The sequence below is a fragment of the Streptomyces sp. NPDC046870 genome, assembly GCF_040704595.1.
Taxonomy (GTDB): domain Bacteria; phylum Actinomycetota; class Actinomycetes; order Streptomycetales; family Streptomycetaceae; genus Streptomyces; species Streptomyces argyrophylli.
In genome coordinates, this window is the sequence record NZ_JBEYXM010000001.1 from 861533 (window position 1) to 882265 (window position 20733).

The 20733-nt window shown below is 70.7% G+C and carries 23 protein-coding genes; 9 read left to right on the forward strand and 14 right to left on the reverse strand.

Features of this window, described 5'->3' with window-relative positions:
• The first annotated feature begins 782 nt into the window (after positions 1 to 782).
• Genes AB0946_RS03875 through AB0946_RS03890 form a run of 4 tightly spaced genes read left to right on the forward strand, consistent with a single transcriptional unit; the run spans position 783 to position 4108 of the window.
• A complete protein-coding gene (locus tag AB0946_RS03875; protein ID WP_366759012.1) occupies positions 783 to 1583 on the forward strand; it encodes an ABC-2 family transporter protein in 801 nt (266 codons plus the stop codon).
• Positions 1576 to 2427 (forward strand): ABC transporter permease, encoded by an 852-nt coding sequence (locus AB0946_RS03880; protein WP_366759013.1) that lies wholly within the window; start codon positions 1576 to 1578, stop codon positions 2425 to 2427. Before AB0946_RS03875 ends, AB0946_RS03880 begins: the two co-directional genes overlap by 8 nt.
• 1 nt (position 2428) lies before the next feature.
• A complete protein-coding gene (locus AB0946_RS03885) occupies positions 2429 to 3442 on the forward strand; it encodes an ABC transporter ATP-binding protein (RefSeq protein ID WP_366759014.1) in 1014 nt (337 codons plus the stop codon).
• 9 nt (positions 3443 to 3451) lie between these two features.
• Complete coding sequence (locus AB0946_RS03890; RefSeq protein WP_366759015.1) at positions 3452 to 4108, forward strand: DUF1707 domain-containing protein; 657 nt, start codon at positions 3452 to 3454, stop codon at positions 4106 to 4108.
• Between the two features lie 21 nt (positions 4109 to 4129).
• On the opposite strand, the gene AB0946_RS03895 is transcribed toward AB0946_RS03890, so the two are convergent.
• The 3 genes from AB0946_RS03895 to AB0946_RS03905 form a co-directional block, all read right to left on the reverse strand.
• A complete protein-coding gene (locus AB0946_RS03895; protein WP_366759016.1) occupies positions 4130 to 4522 on the reverse strand; it encodes a hypothetical protein in 393 nt (130 codons plus the stop codon).
• A gap of 115 nt (positions 4523 to 4637) precedes the next feature.
• The gene (rph, locus tag AB0946_RS03900) at positions 4638 to 5372 is read right to left on the reverse strand and encodes a ribonuclease PH (protein ID WP_366759017.1); all 735 of its coding nucleotides are present in this window, start codon (positions 5370 to 5372) and stop codon (positions 4638 to 4640) included.
• Positions 5373 to 5450: 78 nt separating this feature from the next.
• Positions 5451 to 5684 (reverse strand): glucose PTS transporter subunit EIIB, encoded by a 234-nt coding sequence (locus AB0946_RS03905; RefSeq protein ID WP_189813583.1) that lies wholly within the window; start codon positions 5682 to 5684, stop codon positions 5451 to 5453.
• A gap of 155 nt (positions 5685 to 5839) precedes the next feature.
• On the opposite strand from AB0946_RS03905, the gene AB0946_RS03910 reads away from it, so the two are divergent.
• Together AB0946_RS03910 and AB0946_RS03915 are read left to right on the forward strand one after the other, a co-directional pair.
• Entirely contained in the window at positions 5840 to 7141 is a 1302-nt protein-coding gene (locus AB0946_RS03910) for a PTS transporter subunit EIIC (RefSeq protein ID WP_366759018.1), read from the forward strand.
• Positions 7142 to 7295: 154 nt separating this feature from the next.
• A complete protein-coding gene (locus AB0946_RS03915) occupies positions 7296 to 8558 on the forward strand; it encodes a PTS transporter subunit EIIC (RefSeq protein ID WP_366759019.1) in 1263 nt (420 codons plus the stop codon).
• Between the two features lie 74 nt (positions 8559 to 8632).
• Here AB0946_RS03915 and AB0946_RS03920 read toward each other — a convergent pair whose 3' ends face one another.
• The gene (locus tag AB0946_RS03920) at positions 8633 to 9385 is read right to left on the reverse strand and encodes an MBL fold metallo-hydrolase (RefSeq protein ID WP_366759020.1); all 753 of its coding nucleotides are present in this window, start codon (positions 9383 to 9385) and stop codon (positions 8633 to 8635) included.
• 238 nt (positions 9386 to 9623) lie between these two features.
• On the opposite strand from AB0946_RS03920, the gene AB0946_RS03925 reads away from it, so the two are divergent.
• On the forward strand, positions 9624 to 10082 hold the full coding sequence (locus tag AB0946_RS03925; RefSeq protein ID WP_366759021.1) for a type II toxin-antitoxin system PemK/MazF family toxin: 459 nt from the start codon (positions 9624 to 9626) through the stop codon (positions 10080 to 10082).
• Positions 10083 to 10129: 47 nt separating this feature from the next.
• Here the strand turns inward: AB0946_RS03925 and AB0946_RS03930 are convergent, their stop codons facing one another.
• The 8 genes from AB0946_RS03930 to clpS form a co-directional block, all read right to left on the reverse strand.
• Positions 10130 to 10591: a hypothetical protein gene (locus tag AB0946_RS03930; RefSeq protein WP_366759022.1), complete on the reverse strand. Its 462-nt coding sequence runs from the start codon at positions 10589 to 10591 to the stop codon at positions 10130 to 10132.
• A 147-nt stretch (positions 10592 to 10738) separates the two neighbouring features.
• Complete coding sequence (locus AB0946_RS03935) at positions 10739 to 11689, reverse strand: cysteine synthase (RefSeq protein WP_366759023.1); 951 nt, start codon at positions 11687 to 11689, stop codon at positions 10739 to 10741.
• A 17-nt stretch (positions 11690 to 11706) separates the two neighbouring features.
• On the reverse strand, positions 11707 to 11985 hold the full coding sequence (locus AB0946_RS03940; protein WP_366759024.1) for a MoaD/ThiS family protein: 279 nt from the start codon (positions 11983 to 11985) through the stop codon (positions 11707 to 11709).
• Positions 11986 to 12073: 88 nt separating this feature from the next.
• Positions 12074 to 12169: a putative leader peptide gene (locus AB0946_RS03945; protein WP_023550193.1), complete on the reverse strand. Its 96-nt coding sequence runs from the start codon at positions 12167 to 12169 to the stop codon at positions 12074 to 12076.
• Positions 12170 to 12248: 79 nt separating this feature from the next.
• Positions 12249 to 12671, reverse strand: a complete 423-nt coding sequence (locus tag AB0946_RS03950) for a M67 family metallopeptidase (RefSeq protein ID WP_366759025.1) — start codon at positions 12669 to 12671, stop codon at positions 12249 to 12251.
• 187 nt (positions 12672 to 12858) lie between these two features.
• Entirely contained in the window at positions 12859 to 14277 is a 1419-nt protein-coding gene (locus AB0946_RS03955; protein WP_366759026.1) for an amino acid permease, read from the reverse strand.
• Between the two features lie 331 nt (positions 14278 to 14608).
• Positions 14609 to 15214 carry a DUF2017 domain-containing protein gene (locus AB0946_RS03960; RefSeq protein ID WP_366759027.1) on the reverse strand — a complete coding sequence of 202 codons (606 nt, stop codon included), beginning with the start codon at positions 15212 to 15214 and terminating at the stop codon, positions 14609 to 14611.
• A 10-nt stretch (positions 15215 to 15224) separates the two neighbouring features.
• Positions 15225 to 15542, reverse strand: a complete 318-nt coding sequence (gene clpS, locus AB0946_RS03965) for an ATP-dependent Clp protease adapter ClpS (RefSeq protein WP_188290919.1) — start codon at positions 15540 to 15542, stop codon at positions 15225 to 15227.
• A gap of 57 nt (positions 15543 to 15599) precedes the next feature.
• Here clpS and AB0946_RS03970 point away from each other — a divergent pair, with 57 nt between their 5' ends.
• Together AB0946_RS03970 and AB0946_RS03975 are read left to right on the forward strand one after the other, a co-directional pair.
• Positions 15600 to 16946, forward strand: coding sequence for a nicotinate phosphoribosyltransferase (locus tag AB0946_RS03970; RefSeq protein WP_366759028.1), 1347 nt, complete (start codon positions 15600 to 15602; stop codon positions 16944 to 16946).
• A gap of 94 nt (positions 16947 to 17040) precedes the next feature.
• Positions 17041 to 17634 carry an isochorismatase family protein gene (locus AB0946_RS03975; RefSeq protein WP_366759029.1) on the forward strand — a complete coding sequence of 198 codons (594 nt, stop codon included), beginning with the start codon at positions 17041 to 17043 and terminating at the stop codon, positions 17632 to 17634.
• 50 nt (positions 17635 to 17684) lie between these two features.
• Here the strand turns inward: AB0946_RS03975 and AB0946_RS03980 are convergent, their stop codons facing one another.
• Together AB0946_RS03980 and AB0946_RS03985 are read right to left on the reverse strand one after the other, a co-directional pair.
• The gene (locus AB0946_RS03980) at positions 17685 to 18005 is read right to left on the reverse strand and encodes a hypothetical protein (protein WP_366759030.1); all 321 of its coding nucleotides are present in this window, start codon (positions 18003 to 18005) and stop codon (positions 17685 to 17687) included.
• 121 nt (positions 18006 to 18126) lie between these two features.
• On the reverse strand, positions 18127 to 20484 hold the full coding sequence (locus AB0946_RS03985) for an immune inhibitor A domain-containing protein (RefSeq protein ID WP_366759031.1): 2358 nt from the start codon (positions 20482 to 20484) through the stop codon (positions 18127 to 18129).
• Positions 20485 to 20733 lie beyond the last annotated feature (249 nt).

A 20733-nucleotide genomic window follows, 5' to 3' on the forward strand; every position in this document is an offset into this window, starting at 1 on the left:
GGGCCGCGGCCGGGCACCCCGGTGCCGCCGGAGGCCGTGCCTGCGGCGGTTCCCGCGGCATCCGTCTGTTCCGTGCGGGCGCGGGCCGCCTGGCGGGCGCGGGCGATGGAGGCCGTCCGGTCCCGGTCCTGTTCGGCTGGGTCCCCGGGGCGGGAGCCGTCCCGGGAGGACGTGCCCGTCATGCCGGAGCCGGGACGGGCCGGGGAGTCCGCCGGGCCGTTGCCGGTCCCGGCCGTGCGGCCCGCCTCACGCCCAGCCGCCTCCGGGCCACCGTCAGCGCGCCCGGCGCCGGCACGGCTGCCAGTGCCTCCGGCGTCGCTCGACGCGCCCTCGCCGTTCCGGGCGTCCCCGGCGCGCTGACCACCGTCGCCCCTCCCGGCACCGCCGGCACTCACACCGCCGTCGCGGCCCTCGGGCCTCCCGGCGCGTGCGCTGGTGTCGCTCCTGGTGCCCCCTGCGGGATTCGGTGGTGCGCTGCTCGGTTCGCGGCGTCCCGGGTTTCCGGGCCCTTCAGCCGGCAGCGGCTCTTCAGGTGCCACGCCTTCGTTCGGCTGCTGCGGCTGCGGCTCGTCGCTCATGTCGTGCACGGACTCCTGTTTCGCGTCGTACGTTCCCGTACGCCTCGTACGCTTCTGCGCTCCCCCTGTTTGAAGACTCTCGCACCTGGCGTTCCGTTCCCGGATTCCGGCACGCTTCCGACCGGAAATCGCGTGGCCGGCCGCCGGGCCTTCGGACTAGGCTCCTGCGCTTCGGTGTCGAGCGGTCCGAGGAGGTCGACTGGCGTGGGCGCGGGACGGTTGTACGCGGCCGTGGCGACAGGGGGATTCAGACGGTACGCGACCTACCGGGCCGCCACTGCGGCAGGGGTGTTCACGAACACCGTCTTCGGTCTCATCCTCGTCTACACGTACCGCGCCCTGTGGGAGGAGAGGCCGCATCTGGGCGGGTACGACCAGGCGCAGGCCGTGACGTACGTATGGCTGGGGCAGGCGTTCCTGTCGACCCTCGCGATCGGGGGCGGGGGCGTCGAGGACGAGTTGATGGAACGCATCCGTACGGGGGACGTGGCGATCGACCTGTACCGGCCCGCCGATCTCCAGCTGTGGTGGCTGGCGGCGGATCTCGGCCGGGCGTTCTTCCAGCTGCTGGGCCGGGGCCTGGTCCCGTTCGCGTTCGGCGCGCTGTGCTTCCCGGTGTACCTGCCGGCCGACGCCGGCACCTGGGTGGCGTTCCTCGTCGCGGTGGTCCTCGCCATGCTGGTCGGTTTCGGCATCCGCTACCTGGTGGCGCTGAGCGCGTTCTGGCTGCTGGACGGCGCCGGTGTGGCGCAGATGGCGTGGCTGCTGGGCTTCTTCTGCTCGGGCATGCTGCTGCCGCTGAACGTGTTCCCGGGGGTGCTCGGTGACGTCGTACGGGTGCTGCCCTGGTCGTCGCTGCTGCAGGGCCCGGCGGACGTCCTGCTGGGGCACGCGGACCCGCTGCCCACCTATCTCTTCCAGGCCGCGTGGGCGGTGGCGCTGCTGGGGGCCGGACGGCTGGTGCAGTCGGCGGCCACACGCCGGGTGGTGGTGCAGGGTGGCTGAGCTCCAGGCCCCGCGCCAGGTGTCCGGCCCGGCCCGCCGGCTGGCCGAGGGCGTGCGGGCGTACCGGCTGATCGCGGGGATGTGGGTGCGCTCCACGATGGCCTACCGGGCGTCCTTCGCCATGACCACGTTCGGGAACTTCGCGGCGACCTTCCTCGACTTCGTCGCGATCATGCTGATGTTCTCCCGGGTGGACGCCCTGGGCGGCTACCCGCTGCCCGAAGTGGCGTTCCTGTACGGCCTGTCCGCGACCTCCTTCGGGCTGGCGGACCTGGTGATCGGGTCGATGGACCGGCTGGGCCGGCGGGTCAGGGACGGCACGCTGGACACCCTGCTGGTGCGCCCGGCGCCGGTGCTGGCGCAGGTGGCGGCCGACCGGTTCGCGCTGCGGCGGCTGGGCCGGGTGACGCAGGGGGCGCTGGTGCTGGGCTGGTCGCTGACCCGGGTGGACATCGACTGGACGGCGGACAGGCTGCTGCTGATGCCGGTGATGGTGGTGAGCGGCTGCGGCATCTTCTGCGCGGTGTTCGTGGCGGGCGCGGCGTTCCAGTTCGTGGCGCAGGACGCCTCGGAGGTGCAGAACGCCTTCACCTACGGCGGTACGACGCTGCTCCAGTACCCGCCGACCGTGTTCGCGAAGGAGCTGGTGCGCGGGGTGACCTTCGTGCTGCCGCTGGCCTTCGTCAACTGGCTGCCCGCGACCCATGTGCTCGGGCGGCCGTACCCGCTGGGCCTGCCGGAGTGGACCGCGTTCACGCCCCCGCTGGTGGCGGTCGGCTGCGGTGTGCTCGCGGGGCTGGCCTGGCGGGCGGGACTTCGTTCGTACCGCAGCACAGGGAGCTAGCGTGGGTGACGTGATCGCAGGGGACGACGGCGTCGTGGGGGACGGCGTCCCGGGAGACGGCTTCATCGCGGTGGAGCGGGTCGAGAAGGTCTTCGAGGTGCGCCGCAGGACCGGGTTCCTGCGGCGGGAGCGGCACGAGGTGCGGGCGGTGGACTCGCTCTCGTTCACCGTGGGGCGCGGCGAGATGGTCGGGTACATCGGGCCGAACGGCGCCGGGAAGTCGACGACGATCAAGATGCTGACCGGGATCCTGACGCCGAGTGCCGGGCGGCTGCGGGTGGCGGGCATCGATCCGGCGCGGGAGCGGTCGCGGCTCGCGCACCGGATCGGGGTGGTGTTCGGTCAGCGGACCACGCTGTGGTGGGACCTGCCGCTGATCGACTCCTACCGGCTGGCGCACCGCATGTACCGCATCCCGGACGCCCGTTACCGCGAGAACCTGGACCGGCTGGTGGAACTGCTGGACCTGGGTGCCCTGTTGGACGTACCGGTGCGGCAGCTGTCCCTGGGGCAGCGGATGCGCGGTGACATCGCGGCGGCGCTGCTGCACGACCCGGACGTGCTGTACCTGGACGAGCCGACGATCGGTCTGGACGTCGTGTCGAAGGCCAGGGTGCGGGAGTTCCTGCGGGAGGTGAACGCCGAGCGCGGCACGACGGTGCTGCTCACCACGCACGACCTGCAGGACATCGAGCAGTTGTGCTCGCGGGTGATGGTGATCGACCACGGTCGGCTGGTGTACGACGGTGCGCTCGCGGGGCTGCACGAGGCCGGCGAGAGCGAGCGGACGCTGGTGGTGGACCTGGAGCGGGAGCTGCCGCCGGTCCAGGTGCCGTCGGCCCGGGTGGTGCGGGTGGAGGGTCCCCGGCAGTGGCTGGCGTTCCCGGCGGGGCAGTCGGCGGCGCCGGTCGTGGCGCATCTGGCCGCCCGGTACCCGCTGGTGGACCTGTCGGTGCGGGAGCCGGACATCGAGGCCGTCATCGCCAGGATGTACGCGGAGAAGGCGGTCTCGTAGGCTGCCGGCATGAGCGACGACGCAGTCCCGGACCTCCGCGCGTCCGACGCCGACCGTGACCGGGTCGCCGAGGTCCTGCGGGACGCCCTGGCCGAGGGCCGGCTCGACATGGCGGAGTTCGACGAGCGGCTGGAGGCGGCCTACCGGGCGCGGACGTACGGCGAGCTGGCGCCGCTGACCCGCGACCTGCCGGTGGCCGGCGCCGTCGCACCGGCCCTGCCCGTCTCCTTCGTCAAGGCCCCGGTGGCGGGCGCCGGCTGGGCGGGCCGGATCACCGGCGCGGAGGGCTCCTCGAGGGGCGCGGTGGCGATCCTGTCGGGGTTCGAGCGCAAGGGCCGCTGGACGGTGCCGAGGCGGTACTCCTGCCTCACGTTCATGGGCGGCGGCGAACTCGACCTGCGGGAGGCGGATTTCGCGGCCGGCGAGGTCGAGATCCACTGTGTGGTGATCATGGGCGGGGTCCAGGTGATCGTGCCGCCGGGTGTCGAGGTCGTCGTGCGCGGTGTCGGGGTGATGGGGGCCTTCGAACACCCGCGGGACGACGGCCCGCCCGAGCCGGGCGCGCCCCGCGTGATCATCGGCGGGGTCGCGTTCTGGGGCGGGGTGGGCGTGGAGCGCAAGCTGCCGCGCGGGGAGCGCAAACGCCTGAAGAAGAAGCCGCGCTAGCGCGGCCCGCCGGGGCTGCGTCTACGACGTGCAGACCTTGGTCAGCTCTCCGGCCGCGTCCGTCACGGGGCTGACGTCCGGCGTCGCGTCCCCGTTCCTGAGGGCCGTGCGTACGTTGCCGACCGCCTTCTGCAGGTCGTCCACGGCCTTGTTGACGTCGGCGTCGTCCGTCTTGTCGCCGATCTTCCGCAGGCTCTTCTCGATGGAGTCGAGCGACGCGTCGGCCTGGGAGGGGTCGTTCGCCGCGTTCTCCACGGCCTGCTGGAGTCCGGTGACGTTGTCGGCGATGGCGTCGGCGGTCTGCACGCAGTCCAGTGCCTTGTCCACGGCGTCGCAGCCGGTGGTGAGGCCGGCGGCGAGCGCGGCGGTCGCTACGGCGGCGACAACGGTGAGTCGGCGTCGGCTGGCGGCCATGGTGGTGTCCCTCCCCTGGTACGGCTGGCCGGGCGCACGCCGGTGAGCCGTGCGCCCGTACCCACTGGGACGTCGCGGGGGTCCGCCGGGTTGCCCCGCGGACTTGGGGGCTTCTTTACGCGCGCGTGGCCGCCAGTGCCGCCTGCTGGATGACGGTGAGTTCCCGGCAGCCGGTGACGGCGAGGCCGAGCAGGGCGTCGAGTTCCTCGCGGGCGAACGGCGCGGCCTCGGCGGTGCCCTGGACCTCGACGAAGCGGCCGTCGCCGGTGCAGACGACGTTCATGTCGGTGTCGGCGCGCACGTCCTCCTCGTAGCAGAGGTCGAGCAGCGGTACCCCGCCGACGATGCCCACGGAGACGGCGCTCACGGTGCCGGTGAGCGGCTGCCGGCCGGCCTTGACCAGCTTCTTGCCCTGGGCCCAGGCGACGGCGTCGGCGAGCGCGACGTACGCGCCGGTGATGGCGGCCGTGCGGGTGCCGCCGTCGGCCTGGAGGACGTCGCAGTCGAGGACGACGGTGTTCTCGCCGAGCGCCTTGTAGTCGATGACGGCGCGCAGGGAGCGGCCGATGAGCCGGGAGATCTCGTGGGTGCGGCCGCCGATCCTGCCCTTGACGGACTCGCGGTCGCCGCGGGTGTTGGTGGCGCGGGGCAGCATGGCGTACTCCGCGGTGACCCAGCCCTCGCCGCTGCCCTTGCGCCAGCGCGGGACGCCCTCGGTGACGGAGGCGGTGCAGAAGACCTTGGTGTCGCCGAAGGAGACGAGGACGGAGCCCTCGGCGTGCTTGCTCCATCCGCGTTCGATGGTGACCGGGCGGAGCTGTTCGGGGGTACGGCCGTCGATGCGAGACATGGCGATGAGCCTAGCCGTACACGGGGAAGGGGCTCCTCCGGTGTGGGGAAGAGCCCCTTCGGGGTGAGCCGGGAGGGCTCACATCATGTCTTCGATCTCCGCGGCGATCGGGTCGGCGTCGGTGCCGATGACGACCTGGATGGCCGTGCCCATCTTGACGACGCCGTGGGCGCCGGCGGCCTTCAGGGCGGCGTCGTCGACCAGAGCGGGGTCGGACACCTCGGTGCGCAGCCGGGTGATGCAGCCCTCGATCTCCTCGATGTTGTCGATGCCACCGAGTCCGGCGACGATCTTCTCAGCCTTGCTGGCCATGTTCCTTCTCCCTGCTCCGAACCGCTTTGTCGCAGTAACCCACAGTTGGCCCATCTTCGCGAGCGGTCTTGCCGTCCGTGCCGGATGATGGCGATCACGACAGCGGAACCGTCCGTCGACTGGTCTACACCACCGTGGGGAAGGTCGCCAAACCCATGAGTGCACCGAGCACGGCGGGTCCCGCCCGGGCCCGTCGGCACCGCGTCTTCCAGGGTCTGCAGAAGATGGGCCGCAGCCTGCAGCTGCCCATCGCGGTGCTGCCGGCGGCGGGCATCCTGAACCGGCTCGGCCAGCCCGACGTGTTCGGGGCCGGCGGTCTGGGCTGGACCGGCGTCTCGAAGGTGATGAAGGGCGCGGGCGGCGCGCTGCTCGACGGCTCGCTCGGCCTGCCCCTGCTGTTCTGCGTGGGGGTCGCGATCGGGATGGCGAGGAAGGCTGACGGCTCCACGGCGCTGGCGGCGGTGACCGGCTTCCTCGTCTACTACAGCGTGCTGCACCAGTTCCCGCAGCGGTGCCCGGGCGGCTCCACCGCGGTGCCGGACGTGGGCTGCCAGGTGAGCTCCGGCGCGGGGGTGGGGGCGGTGACGCCGTTCACGTTCCAGAACCCGGGGGTGTTCGGCGGCATCGTGATGGGGCTGCTGGCGGCCTTCTTCTGGGCGCGGTACCACCGCACACGGCTGGTGGACTGGCTGGGCTTCTTCAACGGCCGCCGGCTGGTGCCGATCATCATGGCGTTCGTGGCCATCGTGTTCGCGGCGCTGTGCCTGTGGGTCTGGCCGCCGGTCGGCGACGCGCTGGAGAGCCTGAGCCGCTGGCTGCGGGACGCGGGCGCCTGGGGGGCCGGCGTCTTCGGGGTCGCCAACCGCGCGCTCCTGGTGATCGGCCTGCACCAGTTCCTGAACGTGCCCATCTGGTTCCAGTTCGGCACGTACACACCGCCGGGCGGCAGGCCCGTGCACGGCGACATCAACATGTTCCTCGCCGGGGACCCGCACGCCGGCCAGTTCACCTCGGGCTTCTTCCCGATCATGATGTTCGCGCTGCCGGCCGCCGCGCTGGCCATCACGCACTGCGCGCGGCCGGAGCGCCGCAAGGAGGTCGGCGGCCTGATGCTGTCGGTCGCGCTGACGTCGTTCTTGACCGGCATCACCGAGCCGCTGGAGTACTCGTTCCTGTTCATCGCGCCCGGCCTGTACGCCGCGCACGCGGTGCTCACCGGGGTGTCGATGGCGGTGACGTGGGCCCTCGGGGTGCACGACGGCTTCAGCTTCTCGGCGGGCCTGATCGACTACGTGATCAACTGGAACCTGGCGACGAGGCCGTGGGCGATCGTCCCGATCGGCCTGTGTTTCGCGGCCGTGTACTACCTGGTGTTCCGCGTCGCGATCACGCGGTTGGACCTGCGGACGCCGGGGCGGGAGCCGGCGGAGGAGGTCGAGGACGTCACCCAGGCCTGACGGCACAGCGCGTAGCGCCGCGGTAGCGGATTCGCGGGTTCCTTACGCCGCCTTCATCGTGCTACAACAGGTCTACACCACAGGTGGTGTAGACCAGAGACGCTGCCGTCCCCTTCCATGGTTCCCGGGCGGCGCCTTGCCCGATGGAGGAAGTATGAGCACCGCCACCGAGACGGCGGCCCCGGCGGCCAAGCCGGGGAAGAAGCGGGGAGCAGGCCTGTTCCAGGGCCTGCAGAAGGTCGGTCGCAGCCTACAGCTCCCGATCGCCGTGCTGCCCGCGGCGGGCATCATGGTCCGCCTCGGCCAGCCCGACATCTTCGGCAAGGACGGCCTGGGCTGGGACAAGGTCGCCGCCGTGTTCAACAACGCGGGCGGCGCCCTCACCGGCTCCCTTCCGCTGCTGTTCTGCATCGGTGTGGCCATCGGCTTCGCCAAGAAGTCCGACGGTTCCACGGCCCTCGCCGCGGTGGTCGGCTTCCTCGTCTACAGCAAGGTCCTCCAGGCCTTCCCGCTGACCGAGCAGCACATCGAAAAGGGCAAGATCGTCGAGGCGACGTACAACGACCCCGGTGTCCTCGGCGGCATCATCATGGGTCTGCTCGCGGCCGTGCTGTGGCAGCGGTTCCACCGCACGAAGCTGGTCGACTGGCTCGGCTTCTTCAACGGCCGCCGGCTCGTGCCGATCATCACGGCCTTCGTCGGCATCGTGCTGGGCGTCTTCTTCGGCCTCGTCTGGGAGCCGATCGGCCACGGCATAGCGCACTTCGGCGAGTGGATGACCGGTCTCGGAGCGGGCGGCGCGGCCCTGTTCGGCGCGGTGAACCGCGCGCTCATCCCGGTCGGCATGCACCAGTTCGTCAACACCGTGGCGTGGTTCCAGCTCGGCGACTTCAAGAACGCCTCGGGTGAGATCGTGCACGGCGACATCACCCGGTTCCTCGCCGGCGACCCGTCCGCCGGTCTGTTCCAGACCGGCTTCTTCCCGATCATGATGTTCGGCCTGCCGGCCGCCGCGCTCGCCATCGCCCACTGCGCCCGTCCGGAGCGCCGCAAGGCGGTGCTCGGCATGATGGTCTCGCTCGCGCTGACCTCGTTCGTCACCGGCGTCACCGAGCCGATCGAGTTCTCCTTCATGTTCGTCGCGCCGCTGCTGTACGTCCTGCACGCCGTGCTCACCGCGGTGTCGATGGCCGTGACGTGGGGCCTGGGCGCGCACGCCGGCTTCAACTTCTCCGCCGGCCTGATCGACTACGCCCTCAACTGGCACCTGGCGACCAAGCCGTGGCTGATCATCCCGGTCGGTCTCGTCTTCGGCGCGATCTACTACGTGACCTTCCGGTTCGCCATCCTCAAGTTCGACCTGAAGACCCCGGGCCGTGAGCCCGAGGACGAGGTCGAGGACCTCGCCAAGGCGTGACAGCGGCCGTCACCGCATGACAGCAGGCCCCCGGAGCGGACGCTCCGGGGGCCTCGTCGTGCGCGGTCGTCGCGTCAGATCTCGTACGTCTGTCTCGGTGCCGCCAGGTGCACCGGGCCGTCGAACACCTCACGGGCGTCCCGCAGGTTCACCTCGGGGTCGGTCCACGGCGGGATGTGGGTGAGGACGAGCCGCCGCGCGCCCGCGCGGGCCGCCGTCTCCCCCGCCTCGCGGCCGTTGAGGTGCAGGTCGGGGATGCTCTCCTTGCCGTGCGTGAACGCGGCCTCGCACAGGAACAGATCGGTGTCCCGGGCCAGCTCGTCCAGCGCCGCGGTCACGCCGGTGTCGCCGGAGTACGTCAGGGACCTGCCGCCGTGCTCGATCCGGATGGCGTAGGCCTCCACGGGGTGGCGGACCCGCTCGGTGTGCACGGTGAACGGGCCGATCTCGAACGTGGACGGCTTGACCGTGTGGAAGTCGAAGACCTCGCTCATCGAGGAGGCGGAGGGGGTGTCCGCGTAGGCCGTGGTCAGGCGGTGCTCGGTGCCCTCGGGGCCGTGGACCGGGAGGGGGTCGCAGCGGCCGCCGTCATGGCGGTAGTAGCGCGCCACGAAGTACGCGCACATGTCGATGCAGTGATCGGCGTGCAGATGGCTGAGGAAGATCGCGTCGAGGTCGTAGAGACCGCAGTGGCGCTGCAGCTCGCCGAGGGCGCCGTTGCCCATGTCGAGGAGCAGCCGGAAGCCGTCGGCCTCGACGAGGTAGCTCGAACAGGCCGATTCCGCGGACGGGAACGACCCCGAGCAGCCGACGACGGTGAGCTTCATGAAGCAGAAACCTCCGTAGGCGGGTAGCCGGTGGGCGGGACGTAAACCCCTTGCGGGGCGGGGGCTGTCGGGGGTCGTGCGGTGCGTCGAGCGTAAGGCGCGAAAGCACGGGTCGCTCCTCCGCCAGGGGCCGTTGTGGGCGAACTCACCTGTGCTGTCACCGGTTCGGCTGGAAGCGGGGCGCACCAGGATCGGAAGAGGGCGCGCGATGTCCGGCGCGCGCCGGTAACGTCGTCGTATGGACACGTCCTGGTGGCTGGCGCTCGCGGCGGTCGTACTGCTCGCGCTGGTCGCCACGCTCGTCGACGGCTGGGGCCGCGGTCACCGGCCCGCCGGCCGGCGCCTGCGGACCCCGGGCCGCCCGGGCCGGCGCACGGCACACGCCGTACGGCCCTGCCCGGGGGACATCTGGTGGGCGGAGGTCCCCTACGAGAACCGGGCCGGGGCCAAGGACCGGCCCTGTCTGGTGCTGGCGGTGCGCGGCGACCGGGCGACCGTCGCGAAGATCACCAGCAAGTACCACGACGAGCGCTGCGGGGTGATCCCGCTGCCGCCCGGCGCGGTCGGCGACACCCAGGGGCGGCCCAGCTTCCTGCGGACCGACGAGCTGCGCGAGGTGCCGGTGGACGGCTTCCGCCGCCGGGTGGGCGTGGTCGACCCGGTCCTGTGGGACCAGGTACGGCACCTGGCCGGTTAGGGCCTCTCGTCCGGATCATGCCGGGCTCGCTCCCCAGGGGCTCCGCCTCACCGGACGCGCACGGTGACCGTCCAGTCCTCGATGCCCTTGCAGGAGACCTGGCCCGGTGCGGTCGGCTCGGCGCACAGCGGGCGGGACGACGTCAGCTCCACCGTGCCGGCGGCCACCGCCCGGTACGCGGCCGTGGCGTCACCCGGCTGGAGTACGAAGCCGGCGTTGACGGCCTGGAGTCCCGTACCGCGCGCGGCGACCGGCCGCCAGGGACGGGCCCGGGTGCCGTCCAGGGTCAGCCGGACCTCACCGCCCTCGGTCACGCAGACCGTACGGCCGTGATCGGCGGCCGTCAGCTCGACGTGACCGGTGCAGTCGCCGGCGGACGGGCTGGGCGACGGCGTGCCCGTGCGGGCCGGCGCCGACACCTTGTCACTGCTCCCGGTGTCCTGCTGGGAGCCGCAGCCCGCGAGGAGCAGCGCTGCCGCCGCGGGGGCGAGGAGCGTGGTACGGCGCATGGGGTCCGCCTTTCTGCCGGTGTCCTGGTACGGATGTGACGTACCACCGGAGCGAGCGGATCCGCCGCCGGGGCCTTCCGTTCGGACCAGGCCGGATCAGGCGCGGTGCCAGGGCCCGCGAGCCCGGCGTGATCCGGACGGAGGACCCTAGGCCCAGAGCTGGCCGTGGAGTGTCGCGATGGCCTCTTCCGTGGTGGCCGCGGTGTAGACGCCGGTGGAGAGGTACTTCCAGCCGCCGTCGGCCACGATGAAGACGATGTCGGCGCTCTCGCCCGCCTTGACGGCCTTCCGGCCGACGCCGATCGCCGCGTGCAGGGCGGCACCGGTGGAGACGCCCGCGAAGATGCCCTCCTGCTGGAGCAGTTCACGGGTGCGGGTGACCGCGTCGGCCGAGCCGACCGAGAACCGGGTGGTCAGGACGGACGCGTCGTACAGCTCGGGGACGAAGCCCTCGTCGAGGTTGCGCAGGCCGTAGACCAGGTCGTCGTAGCGCGGCTCGGCGGCGACGATCTGGACGCCCGGCCTGTGCTCGCGCAGGTAGCGGCCGACGCCCATGAGGGTGCCGGTGGTGCCGAGGCCCGCCACGAAGTGGGTGATCGAGGGCAGGTCGGCGAGGATCTCGGGGCCGGTCGTGGCGTAGTGGGCGCCCGCGTTGTCCGGATTGCCGTACTGGTAGAGCATCACCCAGTCGGGGTGCTCGGCGGCCAGTTCCTTGGCCACGCGCACGGCGGTGTTGGAACCGCCGGCGGCCGGGGAGGAGATGATCTCGGCGCCCCACATGCCGAGCAGGTCCCGGCGCTCCTGCGAGGTGTTCTCCGGCATCACGCACACCATCCGGTAGCCCTTGAGCTTGGCCGCCATGGCGAGGGAGATGCCGGTGTTGCCGGAGGTGGGTTCGAGGATCGTGCAGCCCGGGGTCAGCCGGCCGTCCTTCTCCGCCTGCTCGATCATGTGCAGGGCGGGCCGGTCCTTGACCGAGCCGGTGGGGTTGCGGTCCTCCAGCTTGGCCCAGATCCGCACGTCCGGGGACGGCGACAGCCGCGGCAGGCGCACCAGGGGGGTGTTGCCCACCGCGGCCAGCGGGGAGTCGTAGCGCATCGCTGCTCGGTGACCGATCAGCGCATGCCGCCGGCGACGGCCGGCAGGATCGTGACGTTGTCGCCGTCGGACAGCTTGGTGTTGATGCCGTCCAGGAAGCGGACGTCCTCGTCGTTGAGGTACACGTTGACGAAGCGGCGCAGCTGCTCGCCGTCCACGATGCGGGCCTGGATGCCCGCGTGCCGCGACTCCAGGTCGGCGAACAGCTCGGCGAGGGTGCTCCCGGTGCCCTCCACCGCCTTCTGACCGTCGGTGTACTGGCGGAGGATGGTGGGGATGCGGACCTCGATGGCCATGGTTGCGGGCTCCTGTCGGGAAGTGTCGGAAGGTGTGGGCGCGCGGCGCGGCACGCCGCGGCTCACGGCCGTACGGCGGCGGGGAACGTCAACAGATGGCGCTGTTCAGCCTGCACAGATCGACGTGCAGCCGCGCCACGAGCAGCATGCCCGGCGCCTTCTCGCTCACGTCGTTCAGAACCATGGGCTCATCGTATCGATTCCCGGTCCGTGTTCCGGAGTGTGATTCCACATCCCGGACTTCATCCGACCGGGGACTGAGATCAGTACGCCTCGACGACCTTGACCTCCTCCTCGGTGACCTCCCCTTCCAGGATGCGGAAGGAGCGGAACTGGAACTCTCCGACGCCGTCGGTGTCGGCGGTGGACACCAGGACGTAGTGCGCGCCGGGCTCGTTGGCGTAGCTGATGTCCGTCCGCGAGGGGTACGCCTCGGTCGCGGTGTGGGAGTGGTAGATGATCACCGGCTCCTCGTCGCGGTCGTCCAGCTCGCGGTAGAGCCTGAGCAGGTCCTGGGAGTCGAACTCGTAGAAGGTGGGCGAGCGGGCCGCGTTGAGCATCGGGACGAAGCGCTCGGGGCGGCCGGAGCCCACCGGTCCGGCGACCACTCCGCACGCCTCGTCGGGGTGGTCCGCGCGCGCGTGGGCGACGATCTGGTCGTGGAGCGCCTGGGTGATGGTCAGCATGGGGGTCAGGATAAGCAAAGGGGCCGTCCCGTACCGAGGGGTGGTACGGGACGGCCCACATGGCGGACGTCCTGAGCGGCGGCCGCCGGGGGCGCCACGAGAGCTCCCGGCGACCGGACGTCCTTTCCGGAGGGTCTTGCGGGGTCCGCCCCGGGGTCTGAGGGGCTTTCCCTGGTTCTTACGGGGGTCAGCCCACCTTCTCGAACTCCGGCTCGCGGCGGTCCGCGATCGACGGCGTCCGGGACTTCAGGACCAGCCAGCCGATGCCGAGGGCGACCGCCCAGACCGCCATGACGTACAGGCAGACGCGGGAGTCGGCGTCGTAGGCGATCAGACCGGTGACGAAGAGCAGGAAGGCGATGGCGATGTACGAGCACACCGCGCCGCCGGGCGCCGGGAAGGAGCTGGTGGGCAGCCGGCCCGCGTCGACCGCGCGGCGGTACAGGACGTGGCTGACCAGGATCATCAGCCAGGTCCAGATGCCGGCCGCGGTGGCGACGGAGGTGACGTAGCCGAAGGCCTTCTCCGGGACGACGTAGTTCAGGACGACGCCGATGCCCATGAACAGCACCGAGACGGTGATGCCCAGCGCGGGGGTCTTGGTGGCCGACAGCTTCGAGAAGACCCGCGGGGCCTCGCCGTTGTCGGCGAGGGTGCGCAGCATGCGGCCGGTGGAGTACATGCCGGAGTTGCAGGACGACAGGGCTGCGGTGAGCACCACGAAGTTGACGATGCCGGCGCCGGCCGGGATGCCGATGACCGCGAACGCCTTCACGAAGGGGCTGACGCCCGGCGCGAACTCGGTCCACTTCACCACGCACAGGATGACGGTGAGGGCACCGACGTAGAAGAGCGCGATGCGCCAGGGCAGCGTGTTGATGGCCTTCGGGAGGGTCTTCTCCGGGTTCTCGGACTCGCCGGCGGTGACGCCGACCAGCTCGACCGCGAGGTAGGCGAACATCACGCCCTGGAGGGTCATCAGCGAGGAGCCGATGCCCTTGGGGAAGAAGCCGTCGAACTGCCACAGGTTCGCCACGTGCGCGGTGTCGCCCGCGGCGCTGAAGCCGAAGGTGAGCACGCCGAGGCCGATCACGATCATGCCGATCAGGGCCGTGACCTTGACCATGGAGAACCAGAACTCGATCTCGCCGAACAGCTTCACCGAGATCAGGTTGGCCACGAACAGGACCACCAGGAAGACCAGGGCCGTCACCCACTGCGGGATGCCGGGGAACCAGTAGTGGACGTAGATCGCGGCGGCCGTCAGCTCGGCCATGCCGGTCACGACCCACATCAGCCAGTACGTCCAGCCGGTGAAGTAGCCGAAGAACGGGCCGAGGAACTCGCGGGAGTACTCGGCGAAGGAGCCGGAGACCGGGCGGTAGAGCAGCAGTTCGCCCAGGGCCCGCATGATGAAGAAGATGATCACGCCGGCGAGGGCGTACATCAGGATGAGGCTGGGGCCGGCCTTGGCGATGTTCGCGCCGGCTCCGAGGAAGAGCCCGACGCCGATCGCGCCGCCGATCGCGATCATCTGGACCTGACGGCTGCCGAGCCCGCGCTCGTACCCCTCCTCAGGGGTGGTGGTGACCTTCTCAGAGGTCATGTGTGGTGCGCCTTTCTCCATGCCGACCCGGGCCTTTCGTCGGCCTCGGATCGGGTCTCGATCCCCCCGGATGATGGAGTTGTCTGCCTGGCCGACGGTCGTCGGCTCGGTGGCGCACCCGGCCGAACGTGGGTGGTGTCGGCCGGGCGGTCGTGAAGATTTATCACGGCCGCAATATTGATCACAGGGGTGCGGTGTGGCGCATCACACAGGTAAAAGCGGACAAAGAGCGCCCGAATGCGGCAAAACCGGCCACAAAGGTGACGGGATCGTTATCCGGATTTGAGCGTCCTCTGAGCGAACGCCCCCCCGGGGGGCGAAACCGTACGAACTACGGCATCAGGGTCGTCACCAGGGTCTCCTGGAGCCCGCCGAGCCACAGGTACGCCATGACCATCGGCTTGCGCGGATCCTCGTCCGGGAGCCGGTAGAGCAGGTCGGTGTCGTCCTCGTCGCTGATCTCCAGCCGGGAACCGATCGCCAGCCGCAGGTCGTTGAGGGCGCCGAGCCACTGCCGGGACGCGTCGGGGGACAGTTTGAGCACCGCCCCGCCCTCGTCCACCGGGGCGAGCGCGTCGAGGCTGCGGATCACCCCGAGGGCGTTCTCCCGCTTGCCGGCGCGCAGGTCGTTCTCCGTGAACCGGCGGAACTCCGCGGAGTGCGCCCGCCGCTCCTCGGCCTCGGCCGACGAGGCCGGGACCTCCTCCGGGTCGCTGTAGGCGTCCGGGAAGAGCCGGCGCAGCACCGGGTCGGCGGGCGGCTCGCTCGGCCCCTGCGCGAACAGCTCGGCGAGCGGGTCGTCCGGGGCGTCGGCGCCGGGTCCGGGACCGATGAGCTCCAGGAGCTGGACGGCCAGCGACCGGATGATGGAGATCTCGACGTCGTCGAGGGCGACGGCCGCGCCGCCGCCGGGGAGCGGTTCGAAGTGTCCGGGCATCTGGGTGCGTTTACTTCCGGTCCTGCTGGAGGGTGGCCCACAGACCGTAGCCGTGCATCGCCTGCACGTCGCGCTCCATCTCCTCGCGGGTCCCGCTGGAGACGACCGCCCGGCCCTTGTGGTGGACGTCGAGCATGAGCTTGGTGGCCTTGTCCTTGCTGTAGCCGAAGTACGTCTGGAAGACGTACGTCACATAGCTCATGAGGTTGACCGGGTCGTTGTGCACGATGGTGACCCAGGGGACGTCGGGCTCGGGTACGGCGAAGACCTCCTCCGCCGACTCGGTGCGTTCGATCTCTACGGGCGCGGGTGACGTCACACAGCCCATGCTGCCACGGCCCGCATAAATCGTCACACCGACGAAAAGGGAGTACGATTCCTCGTCATGAACACAGCGGACCTTGGGCTGCCGGTGGACGTTCCCTCGACGGCGCTCTTCACGGACCAGTACGAGCTGACGATGCTGCGCGCCGCACTGAAGGCCGGTACGGCCGAACGGCGGAGCGTGTTCGAGGTCTTCACCCGCCGGTTGCCGGACGGGCGCCGCTACGGCGTGGTGGCCGGCACCGGCCGTGTCCTGGACGCGGTGGAGAACTTCCGCTTCGACTCCGGGGTCCTCGGCTTCCTGCGCGAACGGGACATCGTCGACGAGGAGACCCTGCGGTGGCTCGCCGACTACCGCTTCAGCGGGGACATCTGGGGCTACCCCGAGGGCGAGGTGTACTTCCCCGGCTCGCCCGTCATGCGCGTCGAGGGCAGCTTCGCCGAGTGCGTCCTGCTGGAGACCGTGATCCTGTCCATCCTCAACCACGACTCCGCCATCGCCGCCGCCGCCTCCCGGATGGCCTCCGCCGCCGGTGGCCGCCCGCTGATCGAGATGGGCGCCCGCCGCACCCACGAGCTGGCCGCGGTGGCCGCCGCCCGCGCCGCCTACGTCGGCGGCTTCGCGACCACCTCCGACCTGGCCGCCGGCTTCCGCTACGGCATCCCGACCGTCGGCACCTCCGCCCACGCCTTCACCCTGCTGCACGACCGTGAGCGCGACGCCTTCCAGGCCCAGGTCGACACCCTCGGCCGGGGCACGACCCTCCTGGTGGACACCTACGACGTCGCCGAGGCCGTCCGTACGGCGGTGGAGGTGGCCGGGCCCGAGCTGGGCGCGGTCCGCATCGACTCCGGCGACCTGCTGCTGGTGGCCCACCGGGTGCGCCAGCAGCTGGACGAGCTGGGCGCGACCGGCACGAAGATCGTCGTGACGTCCGACCTGGACGAGTACGCCATCGCCTCGCTGGCCGCCGCGCCGGTGGACGCGTACGGCGTCGGCACCCAGCTCGTGACCGGCTCCGGGCACCCGACCTCCTCCATGGTCTACAAGCTGGTCGCCCGCGCGGGGTCCGCCGACCCGAAGGCGCCGCTGCTGCCGGTCGCGAAGAAGTCCAGCGGCGGCAAGACGTCCATCGGGGGCCGCAAGTGGGCGGCGCGGCGGCTGGACGCGGAAGGGGTCGCGGAGGCCGAGGTCATCGGCACCGGGGCGGTCCCGGCCGAGCTGGCCGACCGGCAGCTGCTGGTGGAGCTGGTCAAGGGCGGCGAGGTGGTCGCCCGGGAGCCGCTGGACGTGGCCCGGGACCGCCACATCGCGGCCCGCGCGAATCTGCCGCTCTCCGCGATCCAGCTGTCCAGGGGGGAACCCGTCATTCCGACGGAGTACGTCCAAGGGCGCTCGGGTAGCTAGAGCGGGACCCCGTCCGCCCCTCGACGCCCCCTCCCGCGGAGGCCCGGAATTCTCTAGGCTCAGTTACTTCACTCTCAGTCGAAGGACACCCACCATGCGCCGCGCCTTGATCGTCGTAGACGTGCAGAACGACTTCTGCGAGGGGGGCAGCCTCGCGGTGGCCGGCGGTGCCGACGTGGCCGCCGCCATCACCGAGCTGATCGGCCAGGCGGCGGGCACCGGGTACCGGCATGTCGTGGCCACCCGCGACCACCACATCGCGCCCGGCGGCCACTTCGCGGACAACCCGGACTACGTCCGCTCCTGGCCCGCGCACTGCGTCGCGGGCACGGAGGGGGTGGGCTTCCACCCGAACTTCGCCCCGGCCGTCGCCTCCGGCGCGGTGGACGCCGTGTTCGACAAGGGTGCCTACGCGGCCGCGTACAGCGGCTTCGAGGGCAGGGACGAGAACGGCGTCCCCCTGGCCACCTGGCTGCGCGACCGGGAGATCACGGAGGTGGACGTGGTGGGCATCGCCACGGACCACTGCGTACGCGCCACCGCCCTGGACGCCGCGCGGGAGGGCTTCCGCACGCAGGTCCTCCTGGACCTGACGGCCGGAGTGGCGGGCGAGACCACCGAGCGGGCCCTGGAGCAGCTGCGGGAAGCGGGCGTGGAACTCACCGGCAAGCCCGTGGTGAGCGGCTAGGGCCCCTCGTCCGGATCATGCCGGGCTCGCCGGTCCCGGCACCGCCCGCCTCACCGCACCAGCGCCGGCCCGCGCAGCAGCGCCCGGATCGGGTGCCACAGCTCCGTGACCATGACACCGTTGTCGGCCGGTGCCGTGCGCCATATCAGGCCGTCGGGGTGGTGCAGGACCGCCGTGATCTCGTCCGGCGTCGGAGGCTCGGCGTTCCCCCGGAGGTAGATCGCCCGCAGGCCCAGGTTCCGGAGCCTGGTCAGGGCCCGGGCACGGTTCTGTGCGTGCACGAGAACCCGCACCCCGGCGGAGCCGTACGGCAGGTTCAGCGCCACCACCACCGTGCCGTTCGGCAGTTTGCAGAAGCCTCCAGCGGCCATGCGGTCACATCCCCGTTCCGGTCGGTGTCAATAAGCGGTCCACAGGACGCACCTAAACACGACCGGCGGCAACCCGCCAAGGGGTTGCCGCCGATACGTCTGTGACCTGCGGTGATGCGGACTACTTCACCGCGGGGCCGACCTTGAGCTGGATCGTGGAGCCGTCCTTGGCCTCCTTGACGATCGTGATCTTGGTGTTGGTGTCAGTGACCTTCACCCCGCCCGTCGGGTTCGACGGGTCGTAGTAGGTGCTGGCGTGGTCGTTGAAGGCCCGGACACCCTTCGAACCCTTGATCTTCAGCGCGACGTCGGCCTTGTGCAGCGTGATGCCGTCCGTGGCGTAGAGGCTGAACGGCGAGTCGTAGGCCTGGATGCGGTTGCGCAGCAGCGTGCCGTCGGTCCACTTCAGCGCCTTCGGGTGCGAGTCGATCGGCAGGATCAGACCGGAGCCCGGGTGGCCGTTCGCGGCGTTCGTGTTGTTGTCCGCCTGGGAGGTGTCCCACTTCCAGATCAGCAGGCCGTTCTGGTACGGGTAGTGCTCGACCCAGTCCGGGCGCGACGCGAAGCCGAAGTTGTACGGGCCCGTCTTCAGCGTCTTGTCGTACGACACGTACTGCCGGTTCTCGGCGATGTAGTACTGCTTGTAGTCCTTGGTGAAGGACGCGCCGATGCGGGAGAAGCCGTCCGCGGTCCAGCCGGCGTCCGCGGTCTCGGCGTCGTCCGAGAACAGCGGGGTGCCGTCGGCGGTCACGGCGATCTCGTCGGCGGTGAAGCCGTTCTCCGCGACACCGCCGTCGGTGGCGTAGCGGAAGCGCAGGTCGATCTTCTTGCCCGCGTAGGCGTCGAGGGGGAACACCAGCTTCTTGTGCGTCTGCGAGAAGCCGCTGAGCGCCGGCTTGCCGCTGGCGTCGACCGGCAGGGCCTGGCCGTCGGCCGTGCCGTCCAGGGCGGTCCAGTTGGCACCGCCGTCGGTCGAGACCTCGGTGTAGACGTAGTCGTAGCCGGCCTCGGTGGCCCACCAGCCGTCCAGGGTGAGGCTCGCCGAGGACTTGCCGGTCAGGTCCACGGAACGGGTCAGCGTGTTCTTCAGGTTGTTGCCGCTGCCGCTCCACCACTGGGTGGCGCCCTGCGCCGGCTCGGTGATGGTGGTGCTGACCGCCTTGTCCGGCAGGGTCACCACGAGGGCCTGCTTGTCCCAGGTGTTGTACTCGGCGACGCCCAGCTTGTGCGTGGACTGCTTGCCGGCCTTGGCGGTGTCGTAGTTCAGCCAGCCCAGCTGGAGCTTGTCCCAGGCGTTCATGTCGCCCGGCAGGTCGCCGATGGAGTCCTTGCCGGTGCCGAGCCAGGAACCGGACGACATCAGCGTCCAGAAACCGGTGGAGTTGTCGCCGCCGGCGGTGTCGTACTCGTCCGGCAGACCGAGGTCGTGGCCGTACTCGTGGGCGTAGACGCCGAGTCCGCCGTTCTCCGGCTGGATGGTGTAGTCGCCGACCCAGATGCCGGTGTCGCCGACCTGTGTGCCGCCGAGCTTGTTGTTCTGGGGGCCGGTGGCGCCGGCGTCGGTGCCGAAGGCGTACCAGCGGTGGGCCCAGATCGCGTCCGTGCCCTGGGCGCCGCCGCCCGCGGACTCGTCCTCACCGGCGTGCACGATCTGGAAGTGGTCGACGTACCCGTCCGGCTCGTTGAAGTTGCCGTCGCCGTCGTAGTCGTACCGGTCCCACTGGTCGTACTGGGCGAGGTCCTTCTTGATGTCGGCGTCGGTGCGGCCGGCCTTCTTCTGCTGGGCGACCCAGGCGTTCAGGCCGTCGCTGACGACGTTCCACACGCTCGGGCAGTTGGTGGAACCGCAGGCGTTGTTGCCGTAACGGGCCTCGTTGTAGGGGACCTTGACCCAGTCGGAGACCTCGCCGGAGACCGAGTAGCGGCCCGAGGACTGCTTCTCGTAGTACTTCTTCAGCGACTCGGTCTTCTTGCCGGTGCCGAAGTACAGGTCCTGGAAGTGCTTCTGGTTGTAGTCCTTCTGCCAGGCCGTCGAGTTGTCCTTCTTGCGGTCCGGCGCGGCGATCGTGTTGTGCAGCGGGCCCGCGGTGCCGCCGAACTTGGGGTCGGTCTTGTCGCCGAACTCCACCAGGATCGTGAAGATCTTGTCGGTCTTCTCGCGGCTCAGCTCGACGTACTTGCTCTTGCCCTTGCGGCTCTTGAGCTCGACGACCTTGGAGCCGTTGCGCTCCTTCGCGGTGGCCTTGCCCGATATGAGCTGGTTCAGGGCTTCCTTGCGCTGCGCCTCCTGGGTCTTGCTCAGGGGGCCGTCCAAGTCGTGCGTGCGCTGCTTCACCGGAGCCGGGTCGTGCCGGTTGGCGGCGGCGCTCTGGGCCTGGGTGCCCGCCTCCGCCACGGCGAAGGTGGCGAACGTGGCGGAGGCCGCCGCGAGCGTCACACCGATGGCGGCCGCTCTGAACGTCCAGGATCTGCTGGTCACTTGAGTTCCTCCCCCGCGCCGCGCGCACGGACAGAGGGTTCCGGGTTATGGAGGAATCCGTGCGCGCACGATCAACGCGTGTAGTCAAGTGACGACATTTGACTAGAGGTTTAGCTGAAAAAACAGACCTTGACTTGAGCAGGACAAGTGCACTATGCGGAGGTGGCGTTCGCTTTGCGAACGCGTGCCGTCCCCGCCAACGGGCGCAGGGGAACGCCCGTTTGGCCGGGACGGTGACTCCATGCGCCC